Source organism: Chryseobacterium lineare (assembly GCF_977014045.1).
In genome coordinates this window covers 1,782,551-1,807,374 of sequence record NZ_CDRNIQ010000001.1, presented here as the reverse complement: position 1 = coordinate 1,807,374, position 24,824 = coordinate 1,782,551, and the positions used below count along the sequence as shown (strand labels likewise).

Genomic DNA, 24,824 nt, shown 5'->3' with positions numbered 1-24,824 from the left:
GGAATCTCCACAAAATTTGTCATTTGACAAAAAGCAAACGGTGTCTTTTACGATTAAACATCTTTTATAAAATCTTCATACTCATAATAGAATCGCTCAAAGCCATCCATCTTATCGACAAAAAATTCAAAAGTCTGCTGCCATGTATTTTTATTGAAAATGGAAACACCATGTTTTTCTGTCCAGATTCTGCTGATGACTTTTCCGTTCTCAAGCGTAAAATATTCTTCTTTGTGAAAATCACCGATAAAATCTTTCAGGATATCTTCTAAAGACCAGATTTTTTCATAATAAGCATTCCTGAATATCTCATCTTTCATTTCGATATCCAAAGAGACTTCAGCTTTTTTATTATCTGCATAAAACTTGAACGACATATCCTTGATCTTGGTATCATACAAAATCCATTTTCTCGGGAATGACTTTCCAAAAGCCGTCCAGAATTCTTTCTTTAACTGTTGTGCTTCCTGTTTGCTAAACATAGATACAAAGGTAAAGAAAAAATAAGAGCCAAGGTAAAAGGCTAAAGAATCAAGTATATAAAAACTTAATATAACATTGAAAGTCTTTTAGCATCTTACTTTTACCTTTTTACTTGGCTCTTCATACTTTTACCTTGGCTCTTTTGATCACATTCCACTTTTTTTCTTATTTTTGTTTAAATGCTGTCTAAAAAATCTCAATATGCTTTTAAGGCGCTGTCGTATCTGGTAGAAAAGAGGAACGATGGCCCTATTCTCATTTCCGAAATTGCAGCGCACAAGAAAATTCCTCTGAAGTTTTTGGAAAATATTCTTCTTGAACTGAAAAAGGCGGATATTCTTGATAGCAAAAAAGGAAAAGGAGGAGGATATTTCTTTAAAGAAAATCCTGAAAACGTAAAGCTGGCAAAAATCATCCGACTGGTAAACGGGCCGATTGCCCTGCTTCCATGCGTAAGCCTGAATTTTTATGAAAAGTGTGAAGACTGTAATGAAGACCACTGTAGTCTGCACGACGTGCTGATCGAGGTTCGGGATGCATCGCTGAATATTCTTGAAAGAAAAACTTTAATGGATCTGGTCGACTGACTTAGATCCTTTTTTTTGAATTATTAGTCTACTTTTTTGGTGGGATAATAATTTTATTGGATATTTGCATTACTTCAAATGAATAAATTATGATTTCAAAAGAAGATGCAGAGACCCTGAAACAGCTTTCAGCAGAGGAGGGATTGAAATTTATTTCATCAAAATTTTCGGAAACCGCTGTTTTCTCAACATCACTTGGCCAGGAAGATCAGGTGATCACCGATATCATTTTCAGAAATAATTTGCCGATCAGGGTTTTTACACTGGATACGGGCAGACTTTTTTACGAACACTACGAATTGCTTTCACAAAATAATGCGAGGTACAAAATAAAAACGGAAATCTATTTTCCGGATCCTTCAGATGTTGAAAAATTTGTAAATGAAAAGGGGATTAATGCCTTTTATCATTCCGTGGAAAACAGAAAAGAATGCTGTTTTATCAGAAAGGTTAAACCTTTAAATCGTGCCTTGGAAAATGCAGAAATATGGATTACCGGCTTACGGGCAGAACAGTCGGAAAACCGGGAGAATATGCCGGTGATCGAGTGGGATGAAGAACGCGGGCTCTATAAATATAACCCATTGATCAACTGGAATTATCAGCAGGTTCTGGTTTATCTTCAGCAAAACAATGTTCAGGAACTGCCTTTACACAAAAAAGGATATATCAGTGTTGGCTGTCAGCCATGTACAAGGCCTATCGTGGAAGGAGAAAATCCGCGTGCGGGGCGCTGGTGGTGGGAAAATTCACAAAAAGAATGCGGACTTCATACGCATTAATTCAAAATCTTTTATATTCAAAATGAATACATATCAATTAGATTATCTGGAACAGCTGGAGGCTGAAAGTATTTATATAATGCGCGAAATTGCAGCCCAGTTTGAAAAACCGGCACTGCTTTTCAGCGGAGGAAAAGATTCAATTACATTGGTTCATCTGGCCATGAAAGCCTTTGCGCCCATGAAGATTCCTTTTCCTTTGGTGCATATTGATACCGGTCATAATTTTCCGGAAGCACTTCAGTTCAGGGATTATATGGCAGAAAATATAGGAGCCGAACTGATCGTAAGAAAAGTGGAAGATACCATTAAAGCTAAAAAATTAGCAGAACCCAAAGGTAAATTTGCTTCCAGAAACTGGCTTCAGACCCATACTTTACTCGATACCATTGAAGAATTCGGTTTTGATGCGTGCATCGGCGGTGCGAGAAGAGATGAGGAAAAGGCGAGGGCAAAGGAACGCTTTTTCTCTGTTCGCGACGAATTCGGGCAATGGGACCCGAAACTTCAGCGCCCTGAACTCTGGAATATTTACAACGGAAGAATCAATAAAGGTGAAAATGTAAGGATTTTCCCGATTTCCAACTGGACCGAATTGGACGTATGGAGCTATATCAAAAAAGAAAATATCCAGCTGCCTTCAATCTATTTTGCCCACAACCGTGATGTGATCGAGTATGACGGACAATTGATTGCGGTTTCAGATTTTATAGAAATTGATGAAAATGATACGATCGTTAATAAACAAGTAAGATACAGAACGGTAGGAGATATGACATGCACCGCAGCTATAGAAAGCACTGCTGAAACGTTAGATGAGGTCGTAAATGAAATCACCGCTTCAAGAATCTCCGAGCGTGGCGAAACCCGAATTGATGATAAAGTGACGGAAGCCGCCATGGAAGACCGGAAAAAAGGAGGATATTTTTAAGCAAGGCCTTAGGCAATAAGCAGAAAGCTGTAAGCTTTAATCACCCATAATTTATCACTTATAACTACAATAAACGTGGACATACTAAGATTTATCACTGCCGGAAGTGTAGATGACGGGAAAAGTACCCTCATCGGAAGACTTCTCTATGACAGCAAAAATATATTGATCGACCAGCTGGAAGCGCTGGAAAAACAGTCGAAGAACAAGAATGAAAATGGAGTGGACCTTGCCATTTTAACAGATGGCTTAAGAGCTGAAAGAGAGCAGGGAATTACCATTGACGTAGCTTACCGATACTTCTCAACACCAAAACGAAAGTTTATTATAGCAGACGCGCCGGGACATATTCAGTACACAAGAAATATGATTACGGGAGCTTCGAATTCACAACTTATCGTGATTCTTATTGATGCCAGACAAGGCGTAATCGAGCAGACAAGAAGACATTCGATCATTGCTTCCCTGCTGAAGATAAAAAATGTTGTAGTAGCCATTAATAAAATGGATCTCATAGAATATTCTCAGGAAGTTTTTAATGACATCAAGGCGCAATACGAGCTGGTGGCAAAAAAATTAGGATTGGATAATGTGAATTATTTTCCTATTTCGGCATTTCACGGTGATAATGTCGTTTCCGAATCTGAAAATATGATTTGGTACCAAGGCCCTACACTGCTCGATTTTCTGGAAAACGTTGAAGTTGATCATAATAAAAAAGACTTTGAGAATCCGAGATTTCAGGTGCAGTATGTGATCCGTCCGCAGACTGATGAGCTGCACGATTACAGAGGATATGCCGGGGAAGTAATTTCAGGAACTTACAAAAAAGGGGATGAAATCACCGTGCTGCCTCAACATATTCAAACCAAAATTTCCAAAGTAGAAACCGGAGGAAAAGAAGTGGAGGTTGTTTTTGCCAATCAGCCCGCCGTTATCCATGTAGAAGATGATATTGATATCAGTCGCGGCGACTTTATTGTAAAATCCGGGAGCCTTCCGAAAGTGGAAAATGAAATAGAAGCAGTTGTCTGCTGGCTTGATAAAAAAGAACTTAATGAAGGTAATAAATATTTTATTCAGCATAAAAGCAAATTACTGAAAGCACTTGTCAAAGAAATTGAATATAAAATTGATGTCAATACTTTAGAAAAAATTCCTGTGACGGAAAGTATCAGGCTTAATGAGGTAGTAAAAGTGCGTCTGAAAACTGCTTCCCCGCTTGTATTTGACAGTTTTGAGGAGAGTAAAGCTACGGGAAATGCAATTTTGGTTGATGAAACAAGCAATTCAACGGTAGGAGCTGTCATGATCTTATAATATTTATACATTTTAAAATAAGCGCAATGATTATTTCCCGGAAAGTTCAGTTCAGACTCAACGTTTTTTTTGTAACGGTCGCTATATTGTCCGTTATCGTTTTTTCCATGTACGAACTGGGTTATCTGGATGAGCTTTTCATAATTCTTGCTAAAGACAACTATATTTTTTACTGGATGATGCTGGTGGGGGTTTTAGCAGAGGTCGTAGCGGGTTCTATGGGAATGGGATATGGTGTAATCTGTACGACAACCTTACTATTTCTCGGAATTCCACCTCATGCGGTGAGTGCCAGTATTCATTCGGCGGAGAGTTTTACGACGGCAGCAGGAAGCATCAGTCATATCAGGCTGAAGAATGTAAGTAAAAGTCTGGTAAAGAAGCTGGCGGTGCCTGCGGTTTTCGGAGCGATTCTCGGCGCTGTATCACTCACGTATCTGGGTGAATATTATTCCAAAATAACCAAAACGATTATCTCTTTCTACACATTATATTTAGGAATTCAGATCCTCTCCAATGCATTTAAAAATAAGCAGGATAAAAAATTAAAAAAGAAAACCAACCTTACAAGACTTGGGCTTGCCGGGGGATTTATTGATTCTTTTGCCGGCGGTGGCTGGGGACCATTGGTAACGGGAACTTTAATTAAAAATTCCTTCACGCCGAGATTTGCAGTGGGAAGTTCTACGGTTGCCAAATTTATTCTAACGCTTACTGCTGCAATCACTTTTATTTTTACACTGGGAATTCAACATTGGAACATCATTCTAGGTCTCCTCATTGGCGGAATTTTTACCGCACCTTTTTCTGCTATGCTGACGGCAAAACTGCCTGTAAAAAGTATGTTTATTGTTATTGGACTGTTAGTCATTATAATGAGTTCTATAACGATCTATAAATCTGTTTTTTAATGAAAATCTACTTGAGTGTGGAAAAATAAAAGGATTAAAAATATCTTCCGTTTTGAAAATATTTTACTTTTACATCATTAAAAAAATATTATGAATATACACGTCGTTGCCGTTTTTAAGTTTAATGAAAACTACTTGATGGAAGCTGTTGAACTTTTTCAGGCACTGGTAAAGGAAACCCGAAAAGAGGAAGGTTGTCTGAAATATGATCTCATTGAAGACAAAAACACAAAAGGAACATTCTTTATGATTGAATTATGGGAAACCGAAGAACACCTGAACCGTCACAGCGGACAGGATCATTTGTTGAATTTCAGGAAGGATGTTTCAAAAATGCTGGAAAGTTCTACCGTAGTTTACAAAGGATTTAAAACGCTTTAAGCTTATCTTTAAAATCATTACTTCGTTATAAAGTATAAAAGGCTGCTCACCATCGCGAGCAGCCTTTCGTTAGAAAAAATAGAAAGTATTATTTTGAAAGTGAATTGTGAATAGTCAATAGTTAATTTTTAAAATTCACTGTTCAGAATTCAGAATTAGACCATTCACCATTCACTATTGACTTTTCTTATTTTACGATAAGTTTTTTTGTTTCAGTACTTCCTCCGAAAGTAATTTTTACCAGATAATTTCCTGAAGAAAGATGAGAAAGATTCAGATCCTGTTTGTAGAAACCTGTTTGATTGGTCAGTTCAGCAGAATATACTTTTTTCCCAGACAGATCGAAAACTTCTACATTTCCTTTGCTGCTAAGCTTTTCTTTAACATCAAATAAAACCGTCACCTGTTTGTCTGCAGTAGTAGGGTTCGGGTAAATTCCGAAAGATGCTTTTTTGCCGGCAGTCTCGGATGTTCCCAAAGTTGACGTAATATTTTTATATTTAAAATACATATTTCCGGTCTGAGATCCTTCATTGGAGATAAAGTACATCCTGTAATACTCAGATCCCTGTTTGATATAATATACCACGTCGCTGTAAACTCCTGAAGTCGGTTTCCAAGTGTGTCCTATTGCAGTAATATTACCTGAAAAAGCTGTAGAAGCTGGAATAGTAGCATTAGATGTAGCCTGCGTTTCAGGCTGAACTTTTGCTACAGTGATATTCGTATTCTGGATCACACCGGACATTCTGTATTTCATCGTTGCAGGCTGCCCTGTATTGGGATCAACATATGGGTAATCTGTCCAGTATCTTGTAAACATAAAGTCCCAGTTGGCTTTTGAAGGCTCAAGATTAGCTACTTTATCACCGGTAGTAAATGAAAAGTAGTTAAAATAAGCATCATCGGTACCGTTGGCAATTGTTTTGGAAACGGTGGCATCCCATGATGAATTTGCTGCATTCCATTTGGCGTATTTAAAAGTATAACCTCCGAAATAATCGTCGATCATGAATTTATAATAGGTATTTGTCGAAACATATTTCAGGATAAAAATTACTTTTCCTTCGATGTGATGGTTTGCGGGATTATATTCTCCCCAGCCATATGTCGCCGTACCCTGCTCAAAAGCACCTTCCTGAATCGTTGTTGTATTGTCAAGATTGTATAAAGGTGATCCGTAGGATGCAACACTATTTGTAGTGATGGTATTCCAGTCGGCAGGATTATTTGAAGCCTGATACACTTCGATGTTCTGCGCATCATTAATTCTTGTTCCGAAATTCATGCTGGAGTTTCTGTAGAAAGCAATATCCCATGAATTGGCAGTTTGAGAAACCATATTGTTGGCACTCAGATCAAAAAAAACACGGTTTTGATAGCTTGCGCCCATAGACATATTTACCGTTGTATATCCGTTGGCATCAACCTGAGACAGGACAGACTGCTGCACTCCCACTGAAAGCATCGCAGCAAAAAGTAATCTTGTTTTCATAATATTAATGTAAATTATTATTTAGAATTATTCTACAAAACTATATAAATTATTTTTAATTATTCTAAATAAAATATGATTTTTGTCGTGTTTTATATTAAATTATGTTTGCATACAAATGTTTAACAGTAGTGCAAGATGATATAGAATATAAAAAAAACTGACTATGAAAATCATAATCAGCCTTCAAAAATTATGAGGTCTAATAAATCTTATTTCTTAATAAACTTGGATTTTAGAGCAGAACCTTCTGACGTTTCAATGATGATGTAATAAACACCAGTATGAAGGGTGCTGATATCAAAAGATCTTCCGGATAATTTGCCTTCGGCAACTTTTTGTCCTGCTGCAGAATATATCTGAATGTTTTTCGGGTCTTTTTTAGCAATAAAATCTAAAGCTGTATGATCAGTATTTACTGCAAATTGAACTTCTTCTTTTGATTTTACCTGGTCGGAAACCGCGAGGCTTGAAGCCTGATTGTAAACAACATCATCAATTTCCAGTACTGTATGCGGAGCAAATGCTCCCACAAATTTAAACACAATATACTGTGAAGTTGAAGCTGTTACAGGTATGGTAATAGTCTGGAACGTATCACTCGTTAAAGTTGTTGCATTGGCCAAAGCTACGAATGTAGTCATATCAGTAGGACTTGAAGCCAGACCTACCTGTACTGACCCTGGAGCAGAACCTGTATTTCTTCTTGCTTTAAACGTTAGCGTTTTATCACCTGCCGGAGCTACGATTTGTGGTGAAATCAAATATTCCGGGCTATTTTGATTGGCTCCTGAATAAGCCTGTACAAAATTATCAGTAGCATTATTGGCTACAATATTCATCATTGGAGGCGGATTGCCGACAGGTGCAGGATAAATGGCCGTCCATTGATTTTGCGGAAAAACAGATTGTCCCTGACCTTGTGTAAAACTATTAAAATTCTCATTAATTGTCGCTACTTGTGCATGGGCCGTAAGGGCTGCAAACATCAAAGTTCCTAAAAGTAGTTTTAATTTCATAACGTTATTTTTATTTAGAATTATTCCACAAAATTAATAATTTATTTTTAACTGTTCTAAATAAAGTTATATATTTGTCGAAAATTTTCCATCTATGAAGAAGAAAGTGCTTTCCATACTATCATTATCCACTATTTTATGGGTGAATGCACAGGAAAAAGATTCTTTAAAGCAAAAAGCGATCGATGAGGTTGTCATTACAGGACAATACATGCAGCAATCCATTAACAAATCCATTTATAAAGTTGAAGTGATTGATGCGCAGCAGATTAAAAATATGGCAGTAACCAATGTTGCCGAAGTTCTGAATCAGAATCTTAATATTTTAATAGAACCGAGCAAAAGCTCCGGAAATTCCAGCGCAAATATCATGGGGCTCAGTGGTGCTTATACAAAGATCCTTATTGATAATATTCCTGTGGTAAGCGATGAAGGAATGGGAAATCTTGTTGATCTCACAAAAATCAATGTCAATAACATTGAAAGAATAGAGGTAGTAAAAGGTTCAATGGGTGTTGAATACGGAAATAATGCTGTTGCCGGAGTCATCAATATCATTACCAAAAAAAGTTATGGGAAAAAATTCACGGCATTAGCTTCTGTACAGGAAGAAACCGTTGGAAAAGACTACGACTGGATGAAAAAAGGAAACGGCCGACATATACAGTCGTTGAATCTTGGATATAGAATTAACGACAGCTGGTCGGTTTCCGCAGATATTAATCATAATGATTTTCAGGGATATAAAGGTTCTCTTAACGGATATAAATATTTCAGTGAGAGCAATGACGGGCAGCGTGGTTACGACTGGCTCCCTAAAGATCAGATCACTACAAACGGAACAATCCGCTACAGCAGGAATAATACAAGCTTCTTCTACAAGCTGAATTTCCTTACCGAGAAAATAAATTTTTACAATCCTGTCCTAAGTGAACTTCCATTGGGTGGTGGTGAACGCACCTATACCGCCAATGATAAGGATTATCGCACAAACCGATGGATCCATCAGTTCAATATACAGAGCAAATTGGGAAGAATAAACTACAACGGAGATTTTTCTTATCAGAGCCAGGATCGAAAATCTCAGATCTATACCTACGATGTTCCCAACAGGAAAGAATTGTCGAGAGACTCTGAGATCACTTTTTACAAATCGGATGTCCTTTATTCAAGAGGAATGTTCAGTAATTTTTTAGATAGTGAAAAAATCAATTTTCAGCTTGGGTACGAATTAGACAGAACGAAAGGTTTTGCCGATGCTACCACTTTTGAAAGCAACAACAACGGAAAGAGTATCGAACGTACAATTTTTAATTATGCCAATTTCCTGTCCGCAGAATGGAAGATCAATGAATGGCTGTCATTCCGTCCGGGAGTGAGGCTGGCTTTAAGTGATAAATTTAATTCACAATATAATTATTCCGGAACTTTACGATTTAAAACCACCGAAAATTCAGATATCCGGGCAGTCTTCGGATCTGCAAACAGGTTTCCGACGTATGATGAACTTTATACTTTTGTAGTAGATAATAATCACGATATCAGAGGAAATGAAAACCTGAAGCCCGAAACAGGGTATTCTGCAGCAGCGTTCTGGGACTATGCCTTTACCAGCAGCAATGACTGGAAATTCAATTTCAGTGTTTCAGGAATGTACCTCGATGTAAAAAACAGGATTGAAGATGTGATCATCAACAACAGTCCGCTACAAATCACCTACCTGAATGTAGATGACTACAAATCCCTATTGTTTGGAGGGGGCATAAATGTCAGAAAAGGAGATCTAACGTTAAATGCAGGAGTTTCCGTCATGGGCGTTTCCCAGGTTTTAAATACAGGAAACATTACTTCACCTGATGATTACAATTATTATGCAGAAGCCAATTTTGCCGCCAATTATACATTGCCTTCATCAAAAACATTATTTGCCCTTTATTATAAATATACCGGAACCCAGAGAAGATACACGCATGTGGGAGACCAGAATAATCCTACCGATCCCGGGCAGTACATTTTGGGAGAGATCGGAGATTTCAATATGCTCAACTTTACGGTCAGTCAGCCTTTCTTTAAAAATCACTTTGAAATCAGTGCGGGGGTTAAAAACATATTCGATGTAACGAGTGTACGAAATACCATTCAGGCAGGAAACAGTCATAATGCCGCTGCCAGTCAGCAGAATTTGTTCTACGGAAGAAGCTATTTCGCGAGACTCAATTATAATTTTTAAATACTTTGGAAATGAAAAAAATACTTTTTTGCTTACTGATAGGGACTTCACTTATTTTCCAGTCATGTATCAATGATAATGAAGATCCTGTGGCGGTGTCCCGTATAGAAGGTTCGGTAGTTGATCTTTCTGTCGGTGGGGCGACGCAGCCTAACCAGGTCTGGATCGATTTAAGCGAAATAGATCCGGTTACAAAACTCTCCGGTCAAACCTTTAATAATAGAACAGATTGGGATCTTGCTCTTTATTCAGGATCTGCTTTTAAAGTGGTCTTAAATTCATCAATCATGATGGCAGCCGCTAAAATTCCCAACGTTACAGACTTCAATCAGGTCAATGAAACTTCAGTAGCAACATTAAAAACTCAGGTACAAGTAGCCAATTTCAATCCCGCCAATGAAATATATATTGACGATGTGAAGGGAGATTTTCCTTCCGGTTATACGGCTATTGAAGAAATAAAAGCCGTGGATTCCCAAAACGCAATTTACCTGGTCAATATGGGCAAGAAGATTGCGACAGGGAATGTTCCTGTTGGTTCCGTTGCGACGGGAGGTGACAGCAGAGGCTGGAAAAAAATACAGATACTGAGAGCCGGGGAAGGGTATAAAGTAAAATCTGCAGACATTGATGGGCAAAATTATTATGAGGTTACCGTCACTAAAAATACAGTTTACAATTACAATTTTATCAGTTTGGGAAATAAAAAGGAAGTCTTCATTCAGCCTGAAAAGAAAAAATGGGATCTGTGCTTTACCATATTCACAAATATCATTTCAGGCGCCGGAAGTTATATCTATGCAGACTTTGTGACCACCAATAACATGGGCGGAACAGGTGCTTACGAAGTAATTGTACCTGCCGGAACATCGGGAGTGGAAGCCTATAATAATTTCAAAACATCCGATATCGATCAGGCAAAATTCGTTTATAATGATCAGCGTATAATTGGGGCAAACTGGAGAAATCCTGTGGGCGTTAATGGACTGGAAGTGTACGGAGACCGTTTCTATATTATTAAAGATGCCAACGGTTTTTATTTCAAGCTGAGGTTTACCAGGCTCACTAAAGCCGAGACCGACAGTTTCGGCGTGAAAGGCGAAAGAGGCTTTCCTTCATTTGAGTATAAACCATTGTAAATTAATAATATCTTATATAAGCGCAAACGCCTTTGCGAGCTTTAAAAAGCAGTCAGTTCTTAAAAATTAAGAATTGATTAATAAACGATAATCAAGAAATCAAATCAAATAAATCAAATAATAAGTAGATCATGAAAAAATTCATTCTTGCCGCTTCTGTGTTGGTAGCCGTATATTCCTGTAAAAAAGAAGAAGGCGCAAAAACAGAAAATAAAACAGAAGTAACTGCCGAAACACCAAAATCTAACAATAAAATTGTAACGCTTAACGGAGGAATAACGGAAATCGTTGCTGCCTTAGGCCACGAAAAAGAAATCGTAGGAACCGACGTTACCAGTACGTATCCCGAATCTTTGAAAGCTACGGCGAAAGACTTGGGACACGTAAGATCAATGACGATCGAGCCGATCATGGCCGTGTCTCCAACTTTGATTTTAGCTTCAGATAAAGACATCAATCCTGAATTAATGGGGAAAATCAAAGCCTCAGGAATAAAAACTGAAGTTTTCAAACAGGAATTTACCGTAGAAGGAACCAAAAAGCTGATCGCCGACGTCGCAAAAGCAATCGGAAACACAGATTACCAAAAACTTAATGATAAAATTGATGCCGACTTAAAGCAGATCCAGCCCATTGCCCAAAAACCAAAAGTCCTGTTCATCTATGCAAGAGGGAATATGCTGATGGTATCGGGTAAAAATACACCAATGGCTTCTTTAATTGAATTGGCCGGAGGAGAAAATGCCGTCAATGATTTTGAAGATTTTAAACCTTTAACACCGGAAGCTGTAGTAAAAGCAAATCCTGACGTTTTATTTTTCTTCACCAGCGGATTACAGGGTGCCGGAGGAAATGAAGGCGCACTGAAAATGCCGGGCGTATCTCAGACCAACGCCGGTAAAAACAAAAAAATTATCGCGATGGACGGAGGTTTAGTTTCCGGATTCGGACCAAGATTAGGAGAAGCTGCTGTTGCATTAAATAAACTTTTAGTTGAAAACACAAAGTAAATTATACGTTTACATTACAATAAGTGCCATACTGCTCATCGTCATAGCAGTATGGTCTCTTAATACCGGAGTCTATGATTTCGGCGGGCAGTCTGCGTTTGAAGTCTTAGGAAAAGTTCTCAACGGAGATGCTGATTTATCAATGAGCGATAAATATGTGGTCTGGGATGTACGTGCAGCCAGAATTATGATGGCTATTCTGATCGGGAGCATGCTGGCCGTTTCAGGAACAAGTTTGCAGGGATTGTTTAAAAACCCTTTAGCAACAGGAGATTTAATAGGACTTACCTCGGGAGCAACCTTACTTGCTGCTATTACGATTGTTTTAGGTGGACACTTCAAGCAGTATCTTCCTGAAGCAGTACAGTTTTCACTGGTAGGTATTGCTGCTTTCATCGGTTCTTTTTTATCCATGCTGCTGGTGTACAGAATCTCCACAAGCGGAGGAAAAACCAATGTCGTCATGATGTTATTAAGCGGAGTAGCTATTACAGCCATCGGATTCTCGATCACCGGCTTTTTAATTTATATCTCAAAAGACGATCAGCTGAGAGATTTAACGTTCTGGAATTTAGGAAGCTTAGCAGCGGCAACGTGGACCAAGAATATCATTTTAGCCGTTGTTTTACTTATTTCCTACATCATTCTATTGCCGAAAGGAAAAGCATTAAATGCCATGATGCTCGGTGAAAAAGATGCACAGCATTTAGGAATTAATGTAGAAAAATTAAAAAAACAGATCATCATCATCACAGCGCTGATGATCGGAAGTTGTGTGGCGTTCTCGGGAACTATCGGTTTTGTAGGGCTTATCGTACCCTATATTTTAAGGCTTTTATTTAAATCCAATTATGCCTTCATTTTGCCATTATCAGCAGTTTGTGGGAGTATTTTATTGCTGACTGCAGACACCTTCAGCAGAAGCATCGTAGAACCTTCGGAACTCCCGATCGGGATTCTGACCGCATTGATGGGAGGCCCAATCTTCATCGCGATTTTAGTTAAATTCAAAAAATCAATGTCATGATTAAGGCGCATCAGATCACATATAAACATAAAGAATTTCACATTCTTGATTCGGTTGATGTTCAGCTGGAGTATGGAGAATTTTTAGCGATCGTTGGTCCGAATGGTGCCGGAAAATCCAGTCTCCTGAGTGTTCTGGCCAATGAAGTAAAATCGAAACAGCAGATTTTATTTAAAGATAAAAATATCGGCGACTGGTCTGTGAAAGAATTGTCTAAACACAAAGCGAAATTTTCTCAGCACAACAGCAATGATATTCCGCTTGAAGTGAAAGATGTCGTGATGATGGGACGGTATCCGTACTTCGATGCACAGCCCAGACAGGAAGACCACGAAGCCATGAATAAAATGATGTACGAAACAGATGTATTTCATCTGAAAGGAAGAGAATATAATACCTTATCGGGAGGGGAAAAACAACGGGTACATCTTTCGAGAGTAATGGCGCAGCTCCAGAATGAAATTGCTCACAAACTTCTTTTCCTCGACGAACCATTGAATAATCTGGATGTAAAGCATCAGTACAAGGCACTTGAAATCATTAAAAATTTTACCAAAAAGGCAAACTCTGCAATAGTCGTTCTCCATGATCTGAATCTTGCAGCACAGTATGCCGATAAAATATTGCTAATGAAATCAGGCAGAGTGGCGGCTTACGGAACGCCGGAAGAAGTTTTTACCGCCGAAAAAATCAGTGAAGCATACAATTTTCCGTGTACCGTTTGTGACCATCCGATCACTCATAACCCAATGATCATTTTTGGATAATGGACAAAGAAAATTTAAAAATATTAGCACAGCATCTTGCCAATCCCCAAGGCGAAAAAGGCATCGAGATCGGTGAGATGATGAACGATACCAACATCGGAATGACGCTGGAAAGTATTCAGGCACTCCTGATAGAAGACAATGAAAGTATTCTGGAAATCGGTCACGGCAATGCAGGCCATGTTGAAAACATTTTAAATAAAGCCCAACATATAAAATATACAGGAATTGACATTTCCGAAACCATGCATAACGAAGCCCGGAAATTAAATGAATCTTTTAAAGATAAGGCCGGTTTTGTTTTGTATGAGGGGGAAAAACTTCCTTTTGAAGATAAAGTTTTTGACAAAATATTCACTGTAAATACAGTTTATTTCTGGAAAAATCCTGTAGAATATTTAAATGAAATTTACAGGGTTTTGAAAAACACCGGGACGTTTGTTCTGACTTTCGGACAGCGGGATTTCATGGAAAAACTGCCGTTTACCCCATTTGGCTTCACCTTATATAATACGGATGAAATGGAAGAAACGGTTTCCCAAAGCCATTTTAAAAGAATGAAAATTTCCGGAAGGCAAGAACAGGTGAAAAGCAAAACAGGAGACGAAACAATAACTAGGAATTATACGATTTTAACCATTAAAAAATAAAAATAATGAGCACATTAGTAAACGATCTTAAAGAAAAATGGGAAGCTCTTAAAGCTGAAAATCCACATTTGAGAATCAGAAATGCAGCTGCAGAACTTGGTGTGAGTGAAGCAGAATTATTAGCAACAAATGTAGGCGAAAGCGTAACGGTTTTAAAGCCTGAATTTCAGAATATTTTAACAGAAGCTGAGCAGTTGGGGAAAGTGATGGCTCTTACGCGTAACGACGAGTGCGTTCACGAAAGAAAAGGAACTTACTTAAACGGCGATTTCAGCAGTCCCCACGCACAGCTTTTCGTGGGAGAAGATATCGATCTCAGAATTTTCTTAAACCACTGGAAATTCGCTTTTGCTGTGGTGGAAGGCGATAAAAAAAGCTTACAGTTCTTCGGAAAAGACGGTTTGGCGTTACATAAAATCTATTTAACAAAAGACAGCAATGAAGTTGCTTTCGATGCATTAGTTGATAAATTTAAAGCTGATGATCAGAATTCCGCTTTCGAATCTGAAACGGTTGCCCCGAAAGCAGAAGAAAAACCGGATGCCGAAATTGATGTGGAAGGTTTTCAAAATGCATGGAGATCACTGAAAGATACCCACGATTTTTTCATGATGACCAGAAAATTCGGGGTAAGCAGAACGCAGGCATTAAGATTAGCTCCGGAAGGTTTTACCAAAAAAATCGATAGTTCTAAAGTGGTAAACGTGCTGGAAGATGCCTCTGAAAAAGAGCTTCCGATCATGATCTTCGTTGGAAACAGGGGAATTATCCAGATCCACACCGGGAATGTAAAGAAAACGTTGTGGCACCAGCAGTGGTTCAATGTAATGGATCCTGATTTCAACTTACACCTTGATGTAACAAAAATCGCTGAAGCATGGATCGTGAAAAAACCTACAGAAGACGGTGAAGTAACGGCAATTGAAGTATTCAACAAAGAAGGAGATTTCATCGTTCAGCTCTTCGGAAAAAGAAAACCCGGAATCCCTGAATTGCAGGAATGGAAAGATCTTGTAGCAGATCTTGAAAAATAAATAGTTAGATCATTTTCTTAAAGCCGTTTTGTATAGTGCAGGGCGGCTTTTTTTAATAAGAAGAAATAATAAAACCGTCCAAAGTATATAAGACAATGTCTGGAATAGATAAGGCTTCGTCTGAAATAAATGAAGAATTGTCCAAATTATATAAAGCCTTGTCCGAAGTATATAACACAATGCAATTTGTCACTTGTTGTGCTTTTCGTCACTTCGAGTAGATTTTTGAAAAAAATCGTATCGAGAAGTTATACTGCGAGTTTTCGTACTTATAGGTTCTCGATAAAAAATTCTTTCAGAATTTTACTCGAACAGACGGACGAACATTCGTATTGTGTAATTACCGCACACGCCACTTCGAGTAGACTTTGAAGAAGTCGTATCGAGAAGTTCGTGTTTTTTGAGATAATTCTCGATACATTTTTTCTTCACTTTGTTACGAAAAAACACTCGAATTGACGAATCATATATCAAATATTTCAAAAAAAGGTATTGGTTATGAAAGTGAATTTAGAATAATCTTTCCGACCTTTGCGATACATTAAATAACCTAATTAAGAATGAAAAATATTCTCTCAATACTATTGCTTGCCCTTTTCTGTTCATTCAATGCTCAGGATTTTAAGGCCTATCAATTCTATAACCAGAAAGGAAAAGAAATCAACACCGAAAAATTAGTCAAAGCCCTCGCTGATTACGATATCGTTTTCTTTGGAGAAAACCACAACAGTTCCATCAACCACTGGCTGCAGCTAAAAGTTACAGAAGCTTTATTTGAAAAGAAAAGCGGGCAGCTTATCCTTGGGGCCGAAATGTTTGAAAGAGATAATCAATCTCAGTTAAATGATTATCTGAGCGGGAAATTCAATGCTAAAACATTAAAAGACTCTGCACGATTATGGAATAACTTCTCAACCGATTATAAACCGTTGGTTGATTTTGCAAAAGATAAGAAAATACCTTTCATTGCTACCAATGTTCCCAGGAGATACGCTTCTCAAACTTCAAAAGAAGGACTGGAATCGTTGAAAAATTTACCGGCGAAAGACAAAATCTACATCGCCCAACTGCCAATTAAAGTGACCCTCGAAACGCCCGGCTATCCTGAAATGAAAAAGATGATGGGCGACCATGCGGAAGAGATGAAAGTGATGAATTTCATTTCCGCCCAGGCCATTAAAGACGCCACCATGGCAGAATCGATCCTGAAAAATTTTCAATCCGGAAAAACATTCATCCATTACAACGGAAATTACCACAGCAAAGAATTCGGCGGTATTTACTGGTACATCAAACAGAAAAACCCTAACCTGAAAATGGCTGTGATCTCTGTTTTTGAATCTGAAAACCCTGAGCTTAAAATCCCTGAAAAAGATTATGTACCAACAGATTTTAATCTTGTGATTCCCGAGGATATGACGAAAACGTATTAGAAGAGCTAAATTAAAAGTTAAAAGTAAGAATTATAACCGAACAAAATTGCCAACATTTTGTTATTCTGAACAAAGCGAAGCGAAGTGAAGAATCTCTTAAGATAACTGCAATAGTTTGAGATAGATCATTACTGAATTCTTTATCGCAAAGTAAATAACCGAACACAATTATCAACAAATTTTGTCATTCTGAAAGAATCCAGACGCAAATCTTTACGTACAATTCTCCAATAAAATGCAGGGGTTTATCGATAGGAACGGGCTTTAGCCCGTTTTTTCTTGAAAAAGTTCAATAGGCTTTAGCCAAAACCTGAAAACATCCTTTATCTTTGTTACTTATTCCATTACAATGAAACAACTTTCTTTCATATTCATACTTTTCATCAGTGTCATCAATGCTCAAAAGCTCACGCCATCAGAAATTTCTCTTATCAATCGGGGAGACATTAGTACTGCTTTACCGATCTACCAGACCACTGATGAACATCAGCATAGAACTTTATTGAGTCTTTCCGCAGAAATCGATCCGTTGGATAAAAACACGGAAATTTTAGTTAAAAGAATGAAAGAATCTTTACTGTCAACCGATGGCGGGGTAGGAATTGCAGCCCCTCAGGTCGGCATCAACAGGAAAGTGATTTGGGTTCAGCGTTTTGACAAGCCGGGCGAACCATTGGGATATTTTATCAATCCTGTGATTGTCTGGAGATCAGAATTACAGAATCTGGGGCCGGAAGGCGATTTGTCGATTCCTGATTTCAGAGATCAGTTTTACAGAAGCAAAGTTATCCAGTTGGAATATGTTGACTTAAAAGGGCAGAAATATTCAGAAATGGTAGAAGGCTTTACCGCTGTCATTTTCCAGCATGAAATTGACCATCTTTTCGGTGTTTTAATTTCTGATAAAAAAGAGAAAGAGAGAAACGACTCATATCAGAAGGTGGACGCTTTTAAGAAAAGTGATTCTGTGACAAGGTAGCTTCTAAAAATTAATATTTCCCAATTTGAACGTTAGACACATTTTTAATTTTAATCTTCTTTCCAACTTTTTTCAATAAACCTGTTTCAGGATTTCTTTTAAAAACGACTACTTCATTAGTTCCCGTATTGGCCGTAATCAAAAAATTTCCACTGGGATCAATATTAAATGTTCTCGGATGTTTTCCTTTAACAGATTGATAGCCTATGGTTTTTAATGTCCCGTTGTTTTGAATGGAAAATATGGCGATGTTATTTTCATTTCCGCGATTGGAAGCATACAGGAATCTGCCGTCCGGCGAGATATGAATATCTGAACTTTCAAAGCCATCTTTATATTTTGCTGAATGAGTATCAATCCGTTGAATATTTTCAAGTTTTCCATTTTCATAGAAATATACACTTACTGCTCCACCCATTTCTTCAATGCAATAGGCAAATTTTCCATTCGGATGAAAGGTCAAATGCCTCGGTCCGCTTCCAGGAAAAGTTTGTACAAAAGGAGTTTCTGCTTTCTGTAACGGTTTTTCTTTTTCATCTTGAAATTGATAAGCTCTTATTTTATCAGCGCCTAAATCCGGCATAAAAATGTATTTAAAATCCGGAGAAAAAACAGTGGAGTGGATGTGTGCACGATCTTGTCTGTCATGATTTATACTTCCCTCTGAAAATTGAAAATTTTGGACATAAGGTTCAATCTTTCCGTTGTCTGAAATAGGATAAACTGAAACACTTCCTTCCGAATAATTTCCGTTGATAAGCCATTTTCCATTTCTATGTACTGTAAGGTATACAGGATTTTCACCACCACTTTTTTGTGTACTAATGAATGTCAACGTTTTTTTTTCAGGACTGAATTCAAAACTGCTTACACTTCCTCCATTCTCGGTTTTGCTTTCTGTGCAGGCGAAAATGTACTTTCCATCCGGCGATATTGTAAGAAAAGAAGGATTTGCTATACCTTTAAAAGAAGTAATTTTTGATAAATTTCCTTTAATAATATCCAATTCATAAACGTAAATTCCTTCTGTATCCTTGTCCCAATTAAATGAACCAAAAAAAGCGTATGTATGTTGAGAATACAAAGTAACCCAGCTGCAGGCGGTAATAAATAAGGCTAAAATATTTTTCAACTTTTTAATACTATTTAAAAGCGCAAACATATAAATGATTTCCGTAGAATACAAATAATGGCTTCAGCCAATATTGGTTTAAAAAACAAAATCTGCTTCCAAGGAAGCAGATTTTATTATAGGGATAAGAAATAATTCTAATTATTAGTTACCGAAAGTTTTACCTCAATATTATTTCTAGTAGCATTAGAATAAGGACAAATCTCATGGGCTTTTTCGGTTAAAGACTGCGCTTCTTCAATGGAAACTCCCGGAATATTTACGTCAAGCTGAACAGCCAGACCGAAACCTCCGTTTTCCAGCTGGCCAATACTTACCTCTGCTGTTACCGTTGTTTCTCCTGTTTTGATTTTCGATAAAGAGATCACTCTGCTCAATGCACTGTCAAAACATGCTGAATATCCAGCAGCAAAAAGCATTTCAGGGTTAGCGAAATCATCATTAGCTCCGCCGAGTGCTTTTGGCATTTTTACTTCAAGATCAAGAACTCCGTTGTCGCTTTTTACATGGCCGTTTCTTCCGCCGGTTGCTGTTACTTTTGTTGTATATAAGGTTTTCATTATTTTCCTATTTTGGTTAATATTTTCTGGACGCTTTTTTTCAGATCAAGCCACTCTTCCTGAGACAGATCCAGTTTTCTGTACATTTTTTCAGGAATTTCGCAGGCCCTTGACTGAAGAGCTTTTCCGGATTCCGTGATGAATACTTCAACGACTCTTTCATCCTCTTTTTTTCGTTTTCTAAGGATAAGACCTTTGGCTTCAAGCCTTTTCAGAAGTGGTGTCAGTGTACCGCTGTCCAGGTAAAGCTTTTCTCCGATATGATTTACAGGAAGCCCGTCATTCTCCCATAATACCATCATCACGAGGTATTGAGGATACGTAAGATCAAGCTCGTCAAGAAACGGGCGGTACAATCCCGTAATCTCTTTTGCAATCACATATAAAGGAAAGCAGAGCTGATTTTCCAGTTTTAAAGATTCCTGATTTTCCATAATCGAATTAAATGTTTACTATTTTTTAATGATAAATTCCTCCATTGGAATCCTCACTTTTTTCATGTGGGAAAGCCAGTCGTTTTTCTCGTCTCTGTAGCCGAGGTATAATAAGCTTACACTTTTTAGTCCCAATTCTCTGAGTCCAAGAATCTCGTCTACCACTTCATTGCTGAAACCTTCCGCTGGCGTACTGTCGATTTTCAGCTCTGCAGCTTGGGCCATGGCAAGACCCAGAGCAATATAAGTTTGTCTTGCCGTATGGATAAAATGTTGTTCAGGAGTCTGCGCTCCATAGATTTCTTTAATTTTATCGGTATAGCTGGAGAAACGGCCTCTTGGTAAATCTCTTACATCGGTGTGATGATCGTAAACTTTGTCAATTTTTTCATCAGAATAGCTGTCCCAGGCAGCAAAAACCAGCACGTGGGAAGAATCTCTCATCACTTCAGGATTCAATGCTCCCTGAACCATTCTTTCTTTGAGCTCCTGATTTTCCACAACAATCACGCGGAATGGCTGTAAACCTGATGACGTAGGAGCAAGCCTTGCTGCTTCTAAAATTTTATTTAAATCTTCTTCTGAAACTTTTTTTGACGGATCATACGCTTTTACAGCATGTCTCCAGTTTAAATCTTCTATTAATGACATTTTATTAATTATTTTATTTGAATTCTACATTGCAAAAATACTGCCAAATTAAATTGTGTGCAATTTAATTTTGTTAAATTTTATTTAAATAATTAGTGCCAAAACTTATTCAATTTCTACTTTATTTCTGTGTGTGGAAACAGGTTTATTTTTTGTAATACTTTCATCCTTCTTTTAAAATAAATAATTAAAACATTTTTCCGGTTGATTAAGATCATAAAAGTTATATGTGATATTGAGTAATTTCGATTAATCTGATCCATATTCCATTATATAAGAGCAATTCTACAATCTGCAATTGAGCTTTAAACCGGCTCATATATTTTTCAATCTTGTTATACTGCTGTGTCTAAGCAGGCTATTTTAATGTTATTTACATCGTTGCTGGCCTCATGTTTGATTGGTCAGAATGTATTAGCATAAATTAATACAAGCGTTGGAGCAGATGGATAATTTTTATGAAAATTAAGACTACTTGCAGAAAAATGAAGATGAAAAGCTCTTTATTTTAAATAAAAATGTTACAAATAAAAAGAATTAATGATTTTAAAACCATCACGCATCGGGGTAAGTTCAGAAGAACTCTCCGTGAGATCTCTTATAAATTTTATTATAGAACTGCAGAACCTTTTTGATTACATCGGCAAATATTTACTTTCGGTAGACGAAACAATAACCGTAGCTGAAAGTGTGACCTCTGGGTTTCTGCAGTTTTCGTTTTCACAGATGAAAGAAGCCTCAAAATTTTTCAAAGGAGGGGTCACCGCTTATACACTGGATGAAAAAGTAAGACTGTTGAATGTCGACGAGGCTGAAGCAGACACCTGCAATTGTGTATCGCCCCATATTTCAGAAACGATGGCACTCAATGTTGCAAAGCTTTTTAAAACCGATTGGTCAATTGCTGTTACAGGCTATGCAACGCCGGTTCCCGAATCAAAGCAAAGGTTGTTTGCCTATTTTTCCATTGTGTACAAAGGCCGGGTTATTCTGTCGGAGAAGCTTGATCTTAATTCCAGAACAAAACAGGTAAACGCTCAGCTGTACTATACTGAATTTATACTCGGATGTTTTAAGCTTGAGCTGGATAAGCATGCTGAAAGACGATCTGAATCCATGAATTAATCCTGCTGAAAAAACTAATGAAATGCGCGTTATTATGACAAAAATCATAAACTGCTAATGACATATCAGATAAATTTGATCTGTCTATAACTTCATTTTTGCAGTCATTTATAAGCTCCTCGTTTAATGAGGGGCTTTTTATATGCTGTATTGTTTTATTTTTATAAAAGTTGTTACTTCTGTACACTTGGCTCGGTTTTTATAATACTTTTAATCTGTTGAAATTAAACGTTTTCAAAAAGCATTTAAACTAATCTACGCAACTTACTATGAAAAAAATACTACTCACAGGAGCCACCGGATATATTGGCAAAAGAATGATAAGCGTAATTGCTGCGCAGGGATATAAGGTCGTTTGCTGCTGTAGAGATGCGAGCCGTTTTTCGAAAGATGTGAATATAGATGAATCGCTCATAGAAGTTGTGGAGGTAGACTTTTTGCGGCCCGAAACGCTTAAAAACATCCCTGAAGATATTTCAGGAGCTTATTATCTGATGCATTCTATGAGCAATTCAAACGATTATGAAGATTCCGAAAGAGAATGCGCACAGAACTTTGCCAATTTTATTGAAACCACGGAATGCCGGCATGTCGTATATCTTTCAGGACTTGTGAATGAAAAAGAACTTTCCAGGCATCTCAATTCACGTTTTCAGGTTGAAAAAACATTGATGAAATCTAAAGTACCGGTTACGGTTTTGCGGGCGGGCATCATTATAGGATCAGGAAGTGCTTCTTTTGAAATTATCAGAGATCTTGTCGAAAAGTTGCCGGTAATGGTGGCTCCAAGATGGCTCGATACCAAATGTCAGCCCATTGGGATTGCGAACGTTCTTGATTTCCTGATTTTTGTTCTCTTTAAAGAAGAAAGCTATCAGAAAAGTTTTGATATCGGATGCGATGATGTCCTGACGTATAAAGAAATGCTTCTGGAATTTGCCAGGATAAGGCATCTAAAAAGAAAGATTTTTACCTTGCCGGTGATGACTCCTAAACTTTCATCATATTGGCTTTACTTTATTACTTCCACTTCATACAATCTCGCAACAGCCCTGGTCGGAAGTATGAAGATCGAGGTGATCTGCAGACCCGAAAGCCTTGCTGAAATAAAACGAATTACCGGTGTACAGCCTTTTTCTTATGAGACAGCTTTAGAAAGAACCTTAGCAAAAATTCAGGCAAATGAGATTGTTTCCAGCTGGAAAGACAGCTTTATCAGCAGTCGGAGAGATACCAGCCTGAAAGATTTTATGGAAGTTCCCCATTACGGATGCTTTACGGATCTGAGAAGCGCAGTGTATGACGACCGTGAAAAATGTATTGAAAGAATTTTCAGGATCGGCGGAAATAATGGCTGGTACGGACAGGGCTTATGGAAAATCCGGGGTTTTATGGATCTTATGGTTGGCGGACCTGGATTAAGGCGCGGACGTACTCATCCTGACAGGCTTCATGAAGGCGACGCGCTGGATTTCTGGAGAGTATTGTATGCCGACCGTGAAGAAGGAAAATTAATTCTTTTTGCCGAAATGAAACTGCCGGGAGAAGCCTGGCTTATGTTCAAAATATACAGGGGAAAGCTTTGGCAGAAAGCCGTTTTTCGTCCTCACGGAATTTCCGGAAGATTATATTGGTACGCAGTCCTTCCATTCCATGGAATTATTTTTAAAGGGATGCTTAAAAGCCTTACCAGCAATTCCTGATGATTTTTAAATGAAATTTACCATATTAAAATAATAGCATCATAATATTACGGTATTTCGTATTTTAATTCTATTGTGTATTTGCTTAAATTGTTGGTTTTAAGTATTTTATTTCCTTAGTGCCAGTTTTTGTAATTATGAGTTTGAGTTGAATTATTAATCAAAAACAAATTACAACAATGAGTACACTAAAATTAAAAGACGGAACAGAGATTTTTTACAAAGACCAGGGAGAAGGACCAGTATTGATGTTTCACCACGGCTGGCCCTTATCTGCTGACGATTGGGATGCACAGGTTATTTTCTTCCTGCAGAGAGGGTACAGAGTCGTAACACACGACAGAAGAGGTCACGGACGTTCAAGTCAGAATATCTACAATCACACGATTGAACAATATGCTTCCGATGCCGCTGAACTGGTTGAATTCCTAGATTTGAAAGACGTAGTACACATCGGGCACTCTACAGGTGGTGGCGAAGTGATCCGTTATGTAAACAAATATGCAAACGGAAGAGCTAAAAAAGCAGTCTTGATCAGTGCTATTCCTCCGGTAATGGTACAAAGTGAAAACAATCCTGATGGCGTACCAATGTCGGTTTTCGATAATATCAGAGATCAGACCTTAAATAACAGAAATCAGTTTTACTATGATCTTACTTTCCCTTTCTACGGATACAACAGAGAAGGTGCGAATGTAAAAGACGGTGTTCAGAGAAACTGGTGGAGACAGGGACTGATGGGCGGAATCGTAGCGCATTATGACGGTATAAAAGCGTTTTCTGAAACTGATCTTACTGAAGATCTGAAAGCTGTTGATATTCCGGTTCTTGTTTTACACGGTGAAGATGATCAGATCGTGCCGATTGAAAATTCTGCGATAAAATCAGCTAAATTATTAAAGAACGGCGAATTGATTACATATCCGGGATTTCCCCACGGAATGCCGACTACAGAGCACGAAACAATCAACAAAGATATTTTGGAGTTTATTAAAAAGTAATTCTTAAGATTATGGCGATTGGTCATATGTAAGACAATTG

Annotated in this window: 25 protein-coding genes; 18 read left to right on the top strand and 7 right to left on the bottom strand. The window is 37.8% G+C overall.

Going from position 1 to position 24,824, the window contains the following annotated elements; translation table 11 throughout:
- Positions 1-53: 53 nt before the first annotated feature.
- The gene (locus tag ACWNCI_RS07910; RefSeq protein ID WP_449387884.1) at positions 54-482 is read right to left on the bottom strand and encodes a DUF4268 domain-containing protein; all 429 of its coding nucleotides are present in this window, start codon (positions 480-482) and stop codon (positions 54-56) included.
- Positions 483-662: 180 nt separating this feature from the next.
- Here ACWNCI_RS07910 and ACWNCI_RS07905 point away from each other — a divergent pair, with 180 nt between their 5' ends.
- From ACWNCI_RS07905 to ACWNCI_RS07880, 6 genes are all read left to right on the top strand, one after another.
- Positions 663-1,070 carry an RrF2 family transcriptional regulator gene (locus ACWNCI_RS07905; protein ID WP_346984757.1) on the top strand — a complete coding sequence of 136 codons (408 nt, stop codon included), beginning with the start codon at positions 663-665 and terminating at the stop codon, positions 1,068-1,070.
- Between the two features lie 89 nt (positions 1,071-1,159).
- Positions 1,160-1,852, top strand: a complete 693-nt coding sequence (locus tag ACWNCI_RS07900; protein WP_449387883.1) for a phosphoadenylyl-sulfate reductase — start codon at positions 1,160-1,162, stop codon at positions 1,850-1,852.
- Positions 1,853-1,874: 22 nt separating this feature from the next.
- Positions 1,875-2,783: a sulfate adenylyltransferase subunit CysD gene (gene cysD / locus ACWNCI_RS07895; RefSeq protein WP_449387882.1), complete on the top strand. Its 909-nt coding sequence runs from the start codon at positions 1,875-1,877 to the stop codon at positions 2,781-2,783.
- A gap of 75 nt (positions 2,784-2,858) precedes the next feature.
- Positions 2,859-4,103 (top strand): sulfate adenylyltransferase subunit 1, encoded by a 1,245-nt coding sequence (locus tag ACWNCI_RS07890; RefSeq protein WP_449387881.1) that lies wholly within the window; start codon positions 2,859-2,861, stop codon positions 4,101-4,103.
- 26 nt (positions 4,104-4,129) lie between these two features.
- The gene (locus tag ACWNCI_RS07885) at positions 4,130-5,014 is read left to right on the top strand and encodes a sulfite exporter TauE/SafE family protein (RefSeq protein WP_449387880.1); all 885 of its coding nucleotides are present in this window, start codon (positions 4,130-4,132) and stop codon (positions 5,012-5,014) included.
- 90 nt (positions 5,015-5,104) lie between these two features.
- Entirely contained in the window at positions 5,105-5,395 is a 291-nt protein-coding gene (locus tag ACWNCI_RS07880) for a putative quinol monooxygenase (protein ID WP_346984764.1), read from the top strand.
- Positions 5,396-5,582: 187 nt separating this feature from the next.
- Here the strand turns inward: ACWNCI_RS07880 and ACWNCI_RS07875 are convergent, their stop codons facing one another.
- Together ACWNCI_RS07875 and ACWNCI_RS07870 are read right to left on the bottom strand one after the other, a co-directional pair.
- On the bottom strand, positions 5,583-6,890 hold the full coding sequence (locus ACWNCI_RS07875) for a T9SS type A sorting domain-containing protein (RefSeq protein ID WP_449387879.1): 1,308 nt from the start codon (positions 6,888-6,890) through the stop codon (positions 5,583-5,585).
- Between the two features lie 212 nt (positions 6,891-7,102).
- Positions 7,103-7,909: a choice-of-anchor J domain-containing protein gene (locus tag ACWNCI_RS07870; protein ID WP_449387878.1), complete on the bottom strand. Its 807-nt coding sequence runs from the start codon at positions 7,907-7,909 to the stop codon at positions 7,103-7,105.
- Between the two features lie 94 nt (positions 7,910-8,003).
- On the opposite strand from ACWNCI_RS07870, the gene ACWNCI_RS07865 reads away from it, so the two are divergent.
- The 9 genes from ACWNCI_RS07865 to ACWNCI_RS07825 all read left to right on the top strand — a co-directional run bounded on the left by ACWNCI_RS07865 (position 8,004) and on the right by ACWNCI_RS07825 (position 18,178).
- Positions 8,004-10,139 (top strand): TonB-dependent receptor plug domain-containing protein, encoded by a 2,136-nt coding sequence (locus ACWNCI_RS07865; RefSeq protein ID WP_449387877.1) that lies wholly within the window; start codon positions 8,004-8,006, stop codon positions 10,137-10,139.
- 11 nt (positions 10,140-10,150) lie between these two features.
- Complete coding sequence (locus ACWNCI_RS07860; protein ID WP_449387876.1) at positions 10,151-11,278, top strand: HmuY family protein; 1,128 nt, start codon at positions 10,151-10,153, stop codon at positions 11,276-11,278.
- A 131-nt stretch (positions 11,279-11,409) separates the two neighbouring features.
- A complete protein-coding gene (locus ACWNCI_RS07855; RefSeq protein ID WP_449387875.1) occupies positions 11,410-12,288 on the top strand; it encodes a heme/hemin ABC transporter substrate-binding protein in 879 nt (292 codons plus the stop codon).
- Entirely contained in the window at positions 12,272-13,315 is a 1,044-nt protein-coding gene (locus ACWNCI_RS07850) for a FecCD family ABC transporter permease (RefSeq protein WP_449387874.1), read from the top strand. The genes ACWNCI_RS07855 and ACWNCI_RS07850 overlap by 17 nt, the downstream gene beginning before the upstream one ends.
- Complete coding sequence (locus tag ACWNCI_RS07845; RefSeq protein WP_449387873.1) at positions 13,312-14,082, top strand: heme ABC transporter ATP-binding protein; 771 nt, start codon at positions 13,312-13,314, stop codon at positions 14,080-14,082. The genes ACWNCI_RS07850 and ACWNCI_RS07845 overlap by 4 nt, the downstream gene beginning before the upstream one ends.
- Positions 14,082-14,732 carry a class I SAM-dependent methyltransferase gene (locus ACWNCI_RS07840; RefSeq protein ID WP_449387872.1) on the top strand — a complete coding sequence of 217 codons (651 nt, stop codon included), beginning with the start codon at positions 14,082-14,084 and terminating at the stop codon, positions 14,730-14,732. The genes ACWNCI_RS07845 and ACWNCI_RS07840 overlap by 1 nt, the downstream gene beginning before the upstream one ends.
- 5 nt (positions 14,733-14,737) lie before the next feature.
- The gene (locus ACWNCI_RS07835; RefSeq protein WP_449387871.1) at positions 14,738-15,766 is read left to right on the top strand and encodes a hemin-degrading factor; all 1,029 of its coding nucleotides are present in this window, start codon (positions 14,738-14,740) and stop codon (positions 15,764-15,766) included.
- Positions 15,767-16,326: 560 nt separating this feature from the next.
- The gene (locus ACWNCI_RS07830) at positions 16,327-17,199 is read left to right on the top strand and encodes a ChaN family lipoprotein (protein WP_449387870.1); all 873 of its coding nucleotides are present in this window, start codon (positions 16,327-16,329) and stop codon (positions 17,197-17,199) included.
- Between the two features lie 349 nt (positions 17,200-17,548).
- Positions 17,549-18,178 (top strand): peptide deformylase, encoded by a 630-nt coding sequence (locus ACWNCI_RS07825; protein WP_449387869.1) that lies wholly within the window; start codon positions 17,549-17,551, stop codon positions 18,176-18,178.
- 10 nt (positions 18,179-18,188) lie between these two features.
- On the opposite strand, the gene ACWNCI_RS07820 is transcribed toward ACWNCI_RS07825, so the two are convergent.
- The 4 genes from ACWNCI_RS07820 to ACWNCI_RS07805 form a co-directional block, all read right to left on the bottom strand.
- Positions 18,189-19,310: a lactonase family protein gene (locus ACWNCI_RS07820; protein ID WP_449387868.1), complete on the bottom strand. Its 1,122-nt coding sequence runs from the start codon at positions 19,308-19,310 to the stop codon at positions 18,189-18,191.
- Between the two features lie 137 nt (positions 19,311-19,447).
- Positions 19,448-19,870 (bottom strand): organic hydroperoxide resistance protein, encoded by a 423-nt coding sequence (locus ACWNCI_RS07815; protein WP_346984775.1) that lies wholly within the window; start codon positions 19,868-19,870, stop codon positions 19,448-19,450.
- Positions 19,870-20,304 (bottom strand): MarR family winged helix-turn-helix transcriptional regulator, encoded by a 435-nt coding sequence (locus tag ACWNCI_RS07810; protein ID WP_449387867.1) that lies wholly within the window; start codon positions 20,302-20,304, stop codon positions 19,870-19,872. Before ACWNCI_RS07810 ends, ACWNCI_RS07815 begins: the two co-directional genes overlap by 1 nt.
- Before the next feature lie 18 nt (positions 20,305-20,322).
- Entirely contained in the window at positions 20,323-20,955 is a 633-nt protein-coding gene (locus ACWNCI_RS07805) for an NAD(P)H-dependent oxidoreductase (RefSeq protein ID WP_346984777.1), read from the bottom strand.
- A 540-nt stretch (positions 20,956-21,495) separates the two neighbouring features.
- Between ACWNCI_RS07805 and ACWNCI_RS07800 the strand changes: the two genes are divergently transcribed.
- The 3 genes from ACWNCI_RS07800 (at position 21,496) to ACWNCI_RS07790 (ending at position 24,784) form a co-directional block, all read left to right on the top strand.
- Positions 21,496-22,080 carry a CinA family protein gene (locus ACWNCI_RS07800; RefSeq protein ID WP_449387866.1) on the top strand — a complete coding sequence of 195 codons (585 nt, stop codon included), beginning with the start codon at positions 21,496-21,498 and terminating at the stop codon, positions 22,078-22,080.
- Between the two features lie 269 nt (positions 22,081-22,349).
- Entirely contained in the window at positions 22,350-23,783 is a 1,434-nt protein-coding gene (locus tag ACWNCI_RS07795) for an SDR family oxidoreductase (RefSeq protein ID WP_449387865.1), read from the top strand.
- A gap of 179 nt (positions 23,784-23,962) precedes the next feature.
- Positions 23,963-24,784, top strand: a complete 822-nt coding sequence (locus ACWNCI_RS07790) for an alpha/beta fold hydrolase (protein ID WP_449387864.1) — start codon at positions 23,963-23,965, stop codon at positions 24,782-24,784.
- Positions 24,785-24,824: the final 40 nt, after the last annotated feature.

Bases quoted from the DNA above. Each gene is read 5' to 3' on its own strand.
- cysD (WP_449387882.1), top strand. From the start codon at position 1,875: ATGAATACATATCAATTAGATTATCTGGAACAGCTGGAGGCTGAAAGT.
- ACWNCI_RS07885 (WP_449387880.1), top strand. From the start codon at position 4,130: ATGATTATTTCCCGGAAAGTTCAGTTCAGACTCAACGTTTTTTTTGTA.
- ACWNCI_RS07905 (WP_346984757.1), top strand. From the start codon at position 663: ATGCTGTCTAAAAAATCTCAATATGCTTTTAAGGCGCTGTCGTATCTG.
- ACWNCI_RS07910 (WP_449387884.1), bottom strand. From the start codon at position 482: ATGTTTAGCAAACAGGAAGCACAACAGTTAAAGAAAGAATTCTGGACG.
- ACWNCI_RS07825 (WP_449387869.1), top strand. From the start codon at position 17,549: ATGAAACAACTTTCTTTCATATTCATACTTTTCATCAGTGTCATCAAT.
- ACWNCI_RS07840 (WP_449387872.1), top strand. From the start codon at position 14,082: ATGGACAAAGAAAATTTAAAAATATTAGCACAGCATCTTGCCAATCCC.
- ACWNCI_RS07835 (WP_449387871.1), top strand. From the start codon at position 14,738: ATGAGCACATTAGTAAACGATCTTAAAGAAAAATGGGAAGCTCTTAAA.
- ACWNCI_RS07790 (WP_449387864.1), top strand. From the start codon at position 23,963: ATGAGTACACTAAAATTAAAAGACGGAACAGAGATTTTTTACAAAGAC.
- ACWNCI_RS07845 (WP_449387873.1), top strand. From the start codon at position 13,312: ATGATTAAGGCGCATCAGATCACATATAAACATAAAGAATTTCACATT.
- ACWNCI_RS07805 (WP_346984777.1), bottom strand. From the start codon at position 20,955: ATGTCATTAATAGAAGATTTAAACTGGAGACATGCTGTAAAAGCGTAT.
- ACWNCI_RS07870 (WP_449387878.1), bottom strand. From the start codon at position 7,909: ATGAAATTAAAACTACTTTTAGGAACTTTGATGTTTGCAGCCCTTACG.
- ACWNCI_RS07855 (WP_449387875.1), top strand. From the start codon at position 11,410: ATGAAAAAATTCATTCTTGCCGCTTCTGTGTTGGTAGCCGTATATTCC.
- ACWNCI_RS07795 (WP_449387865.1), top strand. From the start codon at position 22,350: ATGAAAAAAATACTACTCACAGGAGCCACCGGATATATTGGCAAAAGA.
- ACWNCI_RS07875 (WP_449387879.1), bottom strand. From the start codon at position 6,890: ATGAAAACAAGATTACTTTTTGCTGCGATGCTTTCAGTGGGAGTGCAG.
- ACWNCI_RS07880 (WP_346984764.1), top strand. From the start codon at position 5,105: ATGAATATACACGTCGTTGCCGTTTTTAAGTTTAATGAAAACTACTTG.
- ACWNCI_RS07830 (WP_449387870.1), top strand. From the start codon at position 16,327: ATGAAAAATATTCTCTCAATACTATTGCTTGCCCTTTTCTGTTCATTC.
- ACWNCI_RS07900 (WP_449387883.1), top strand. From the start codon at position 1,160: ATGATTTCAAAAGAAGATGCAGAGACCCTGAAACAGCTTTCAGCAGAG.
- ACWNCI_RS07815 (WP_346984775.1), bottom strand. From the start codon at position 19,870: ATGAAAACCTTATATACAACAAAAGTAACAGCAACCGGCGGAAGAAAC.
- ACWNCI_RS07810 (WP_449387867.1), bottom strand. From the start codon at position 20,304: ATGGAAAATCAGGAATCTTTAAAACTGGAAAATCAGCTCTGCTTTCCT.
- ACWNCI_RS07800 (WP_449387866.1), top strand. From the start codon at position 21,496: ATGATTTTAAAACCATCACGCATCGGGGTAAGTTCAGAAGAACTCTCC.
- ACWNCI_RS07865 (WP_449387877.1), top strand. From the start codon at position 8,004: ATGAAGAAGAAAGTGCTTTCCATACTATCATTATCCACTATTTTATGG.
- ACWNCI_RS07860 (WP_449387876.1), top strand. From the start codon at position 10,151: ATGAAAAAAATACTTTTTTGCTTACTGATAGGGACTTCACTTATTTTC.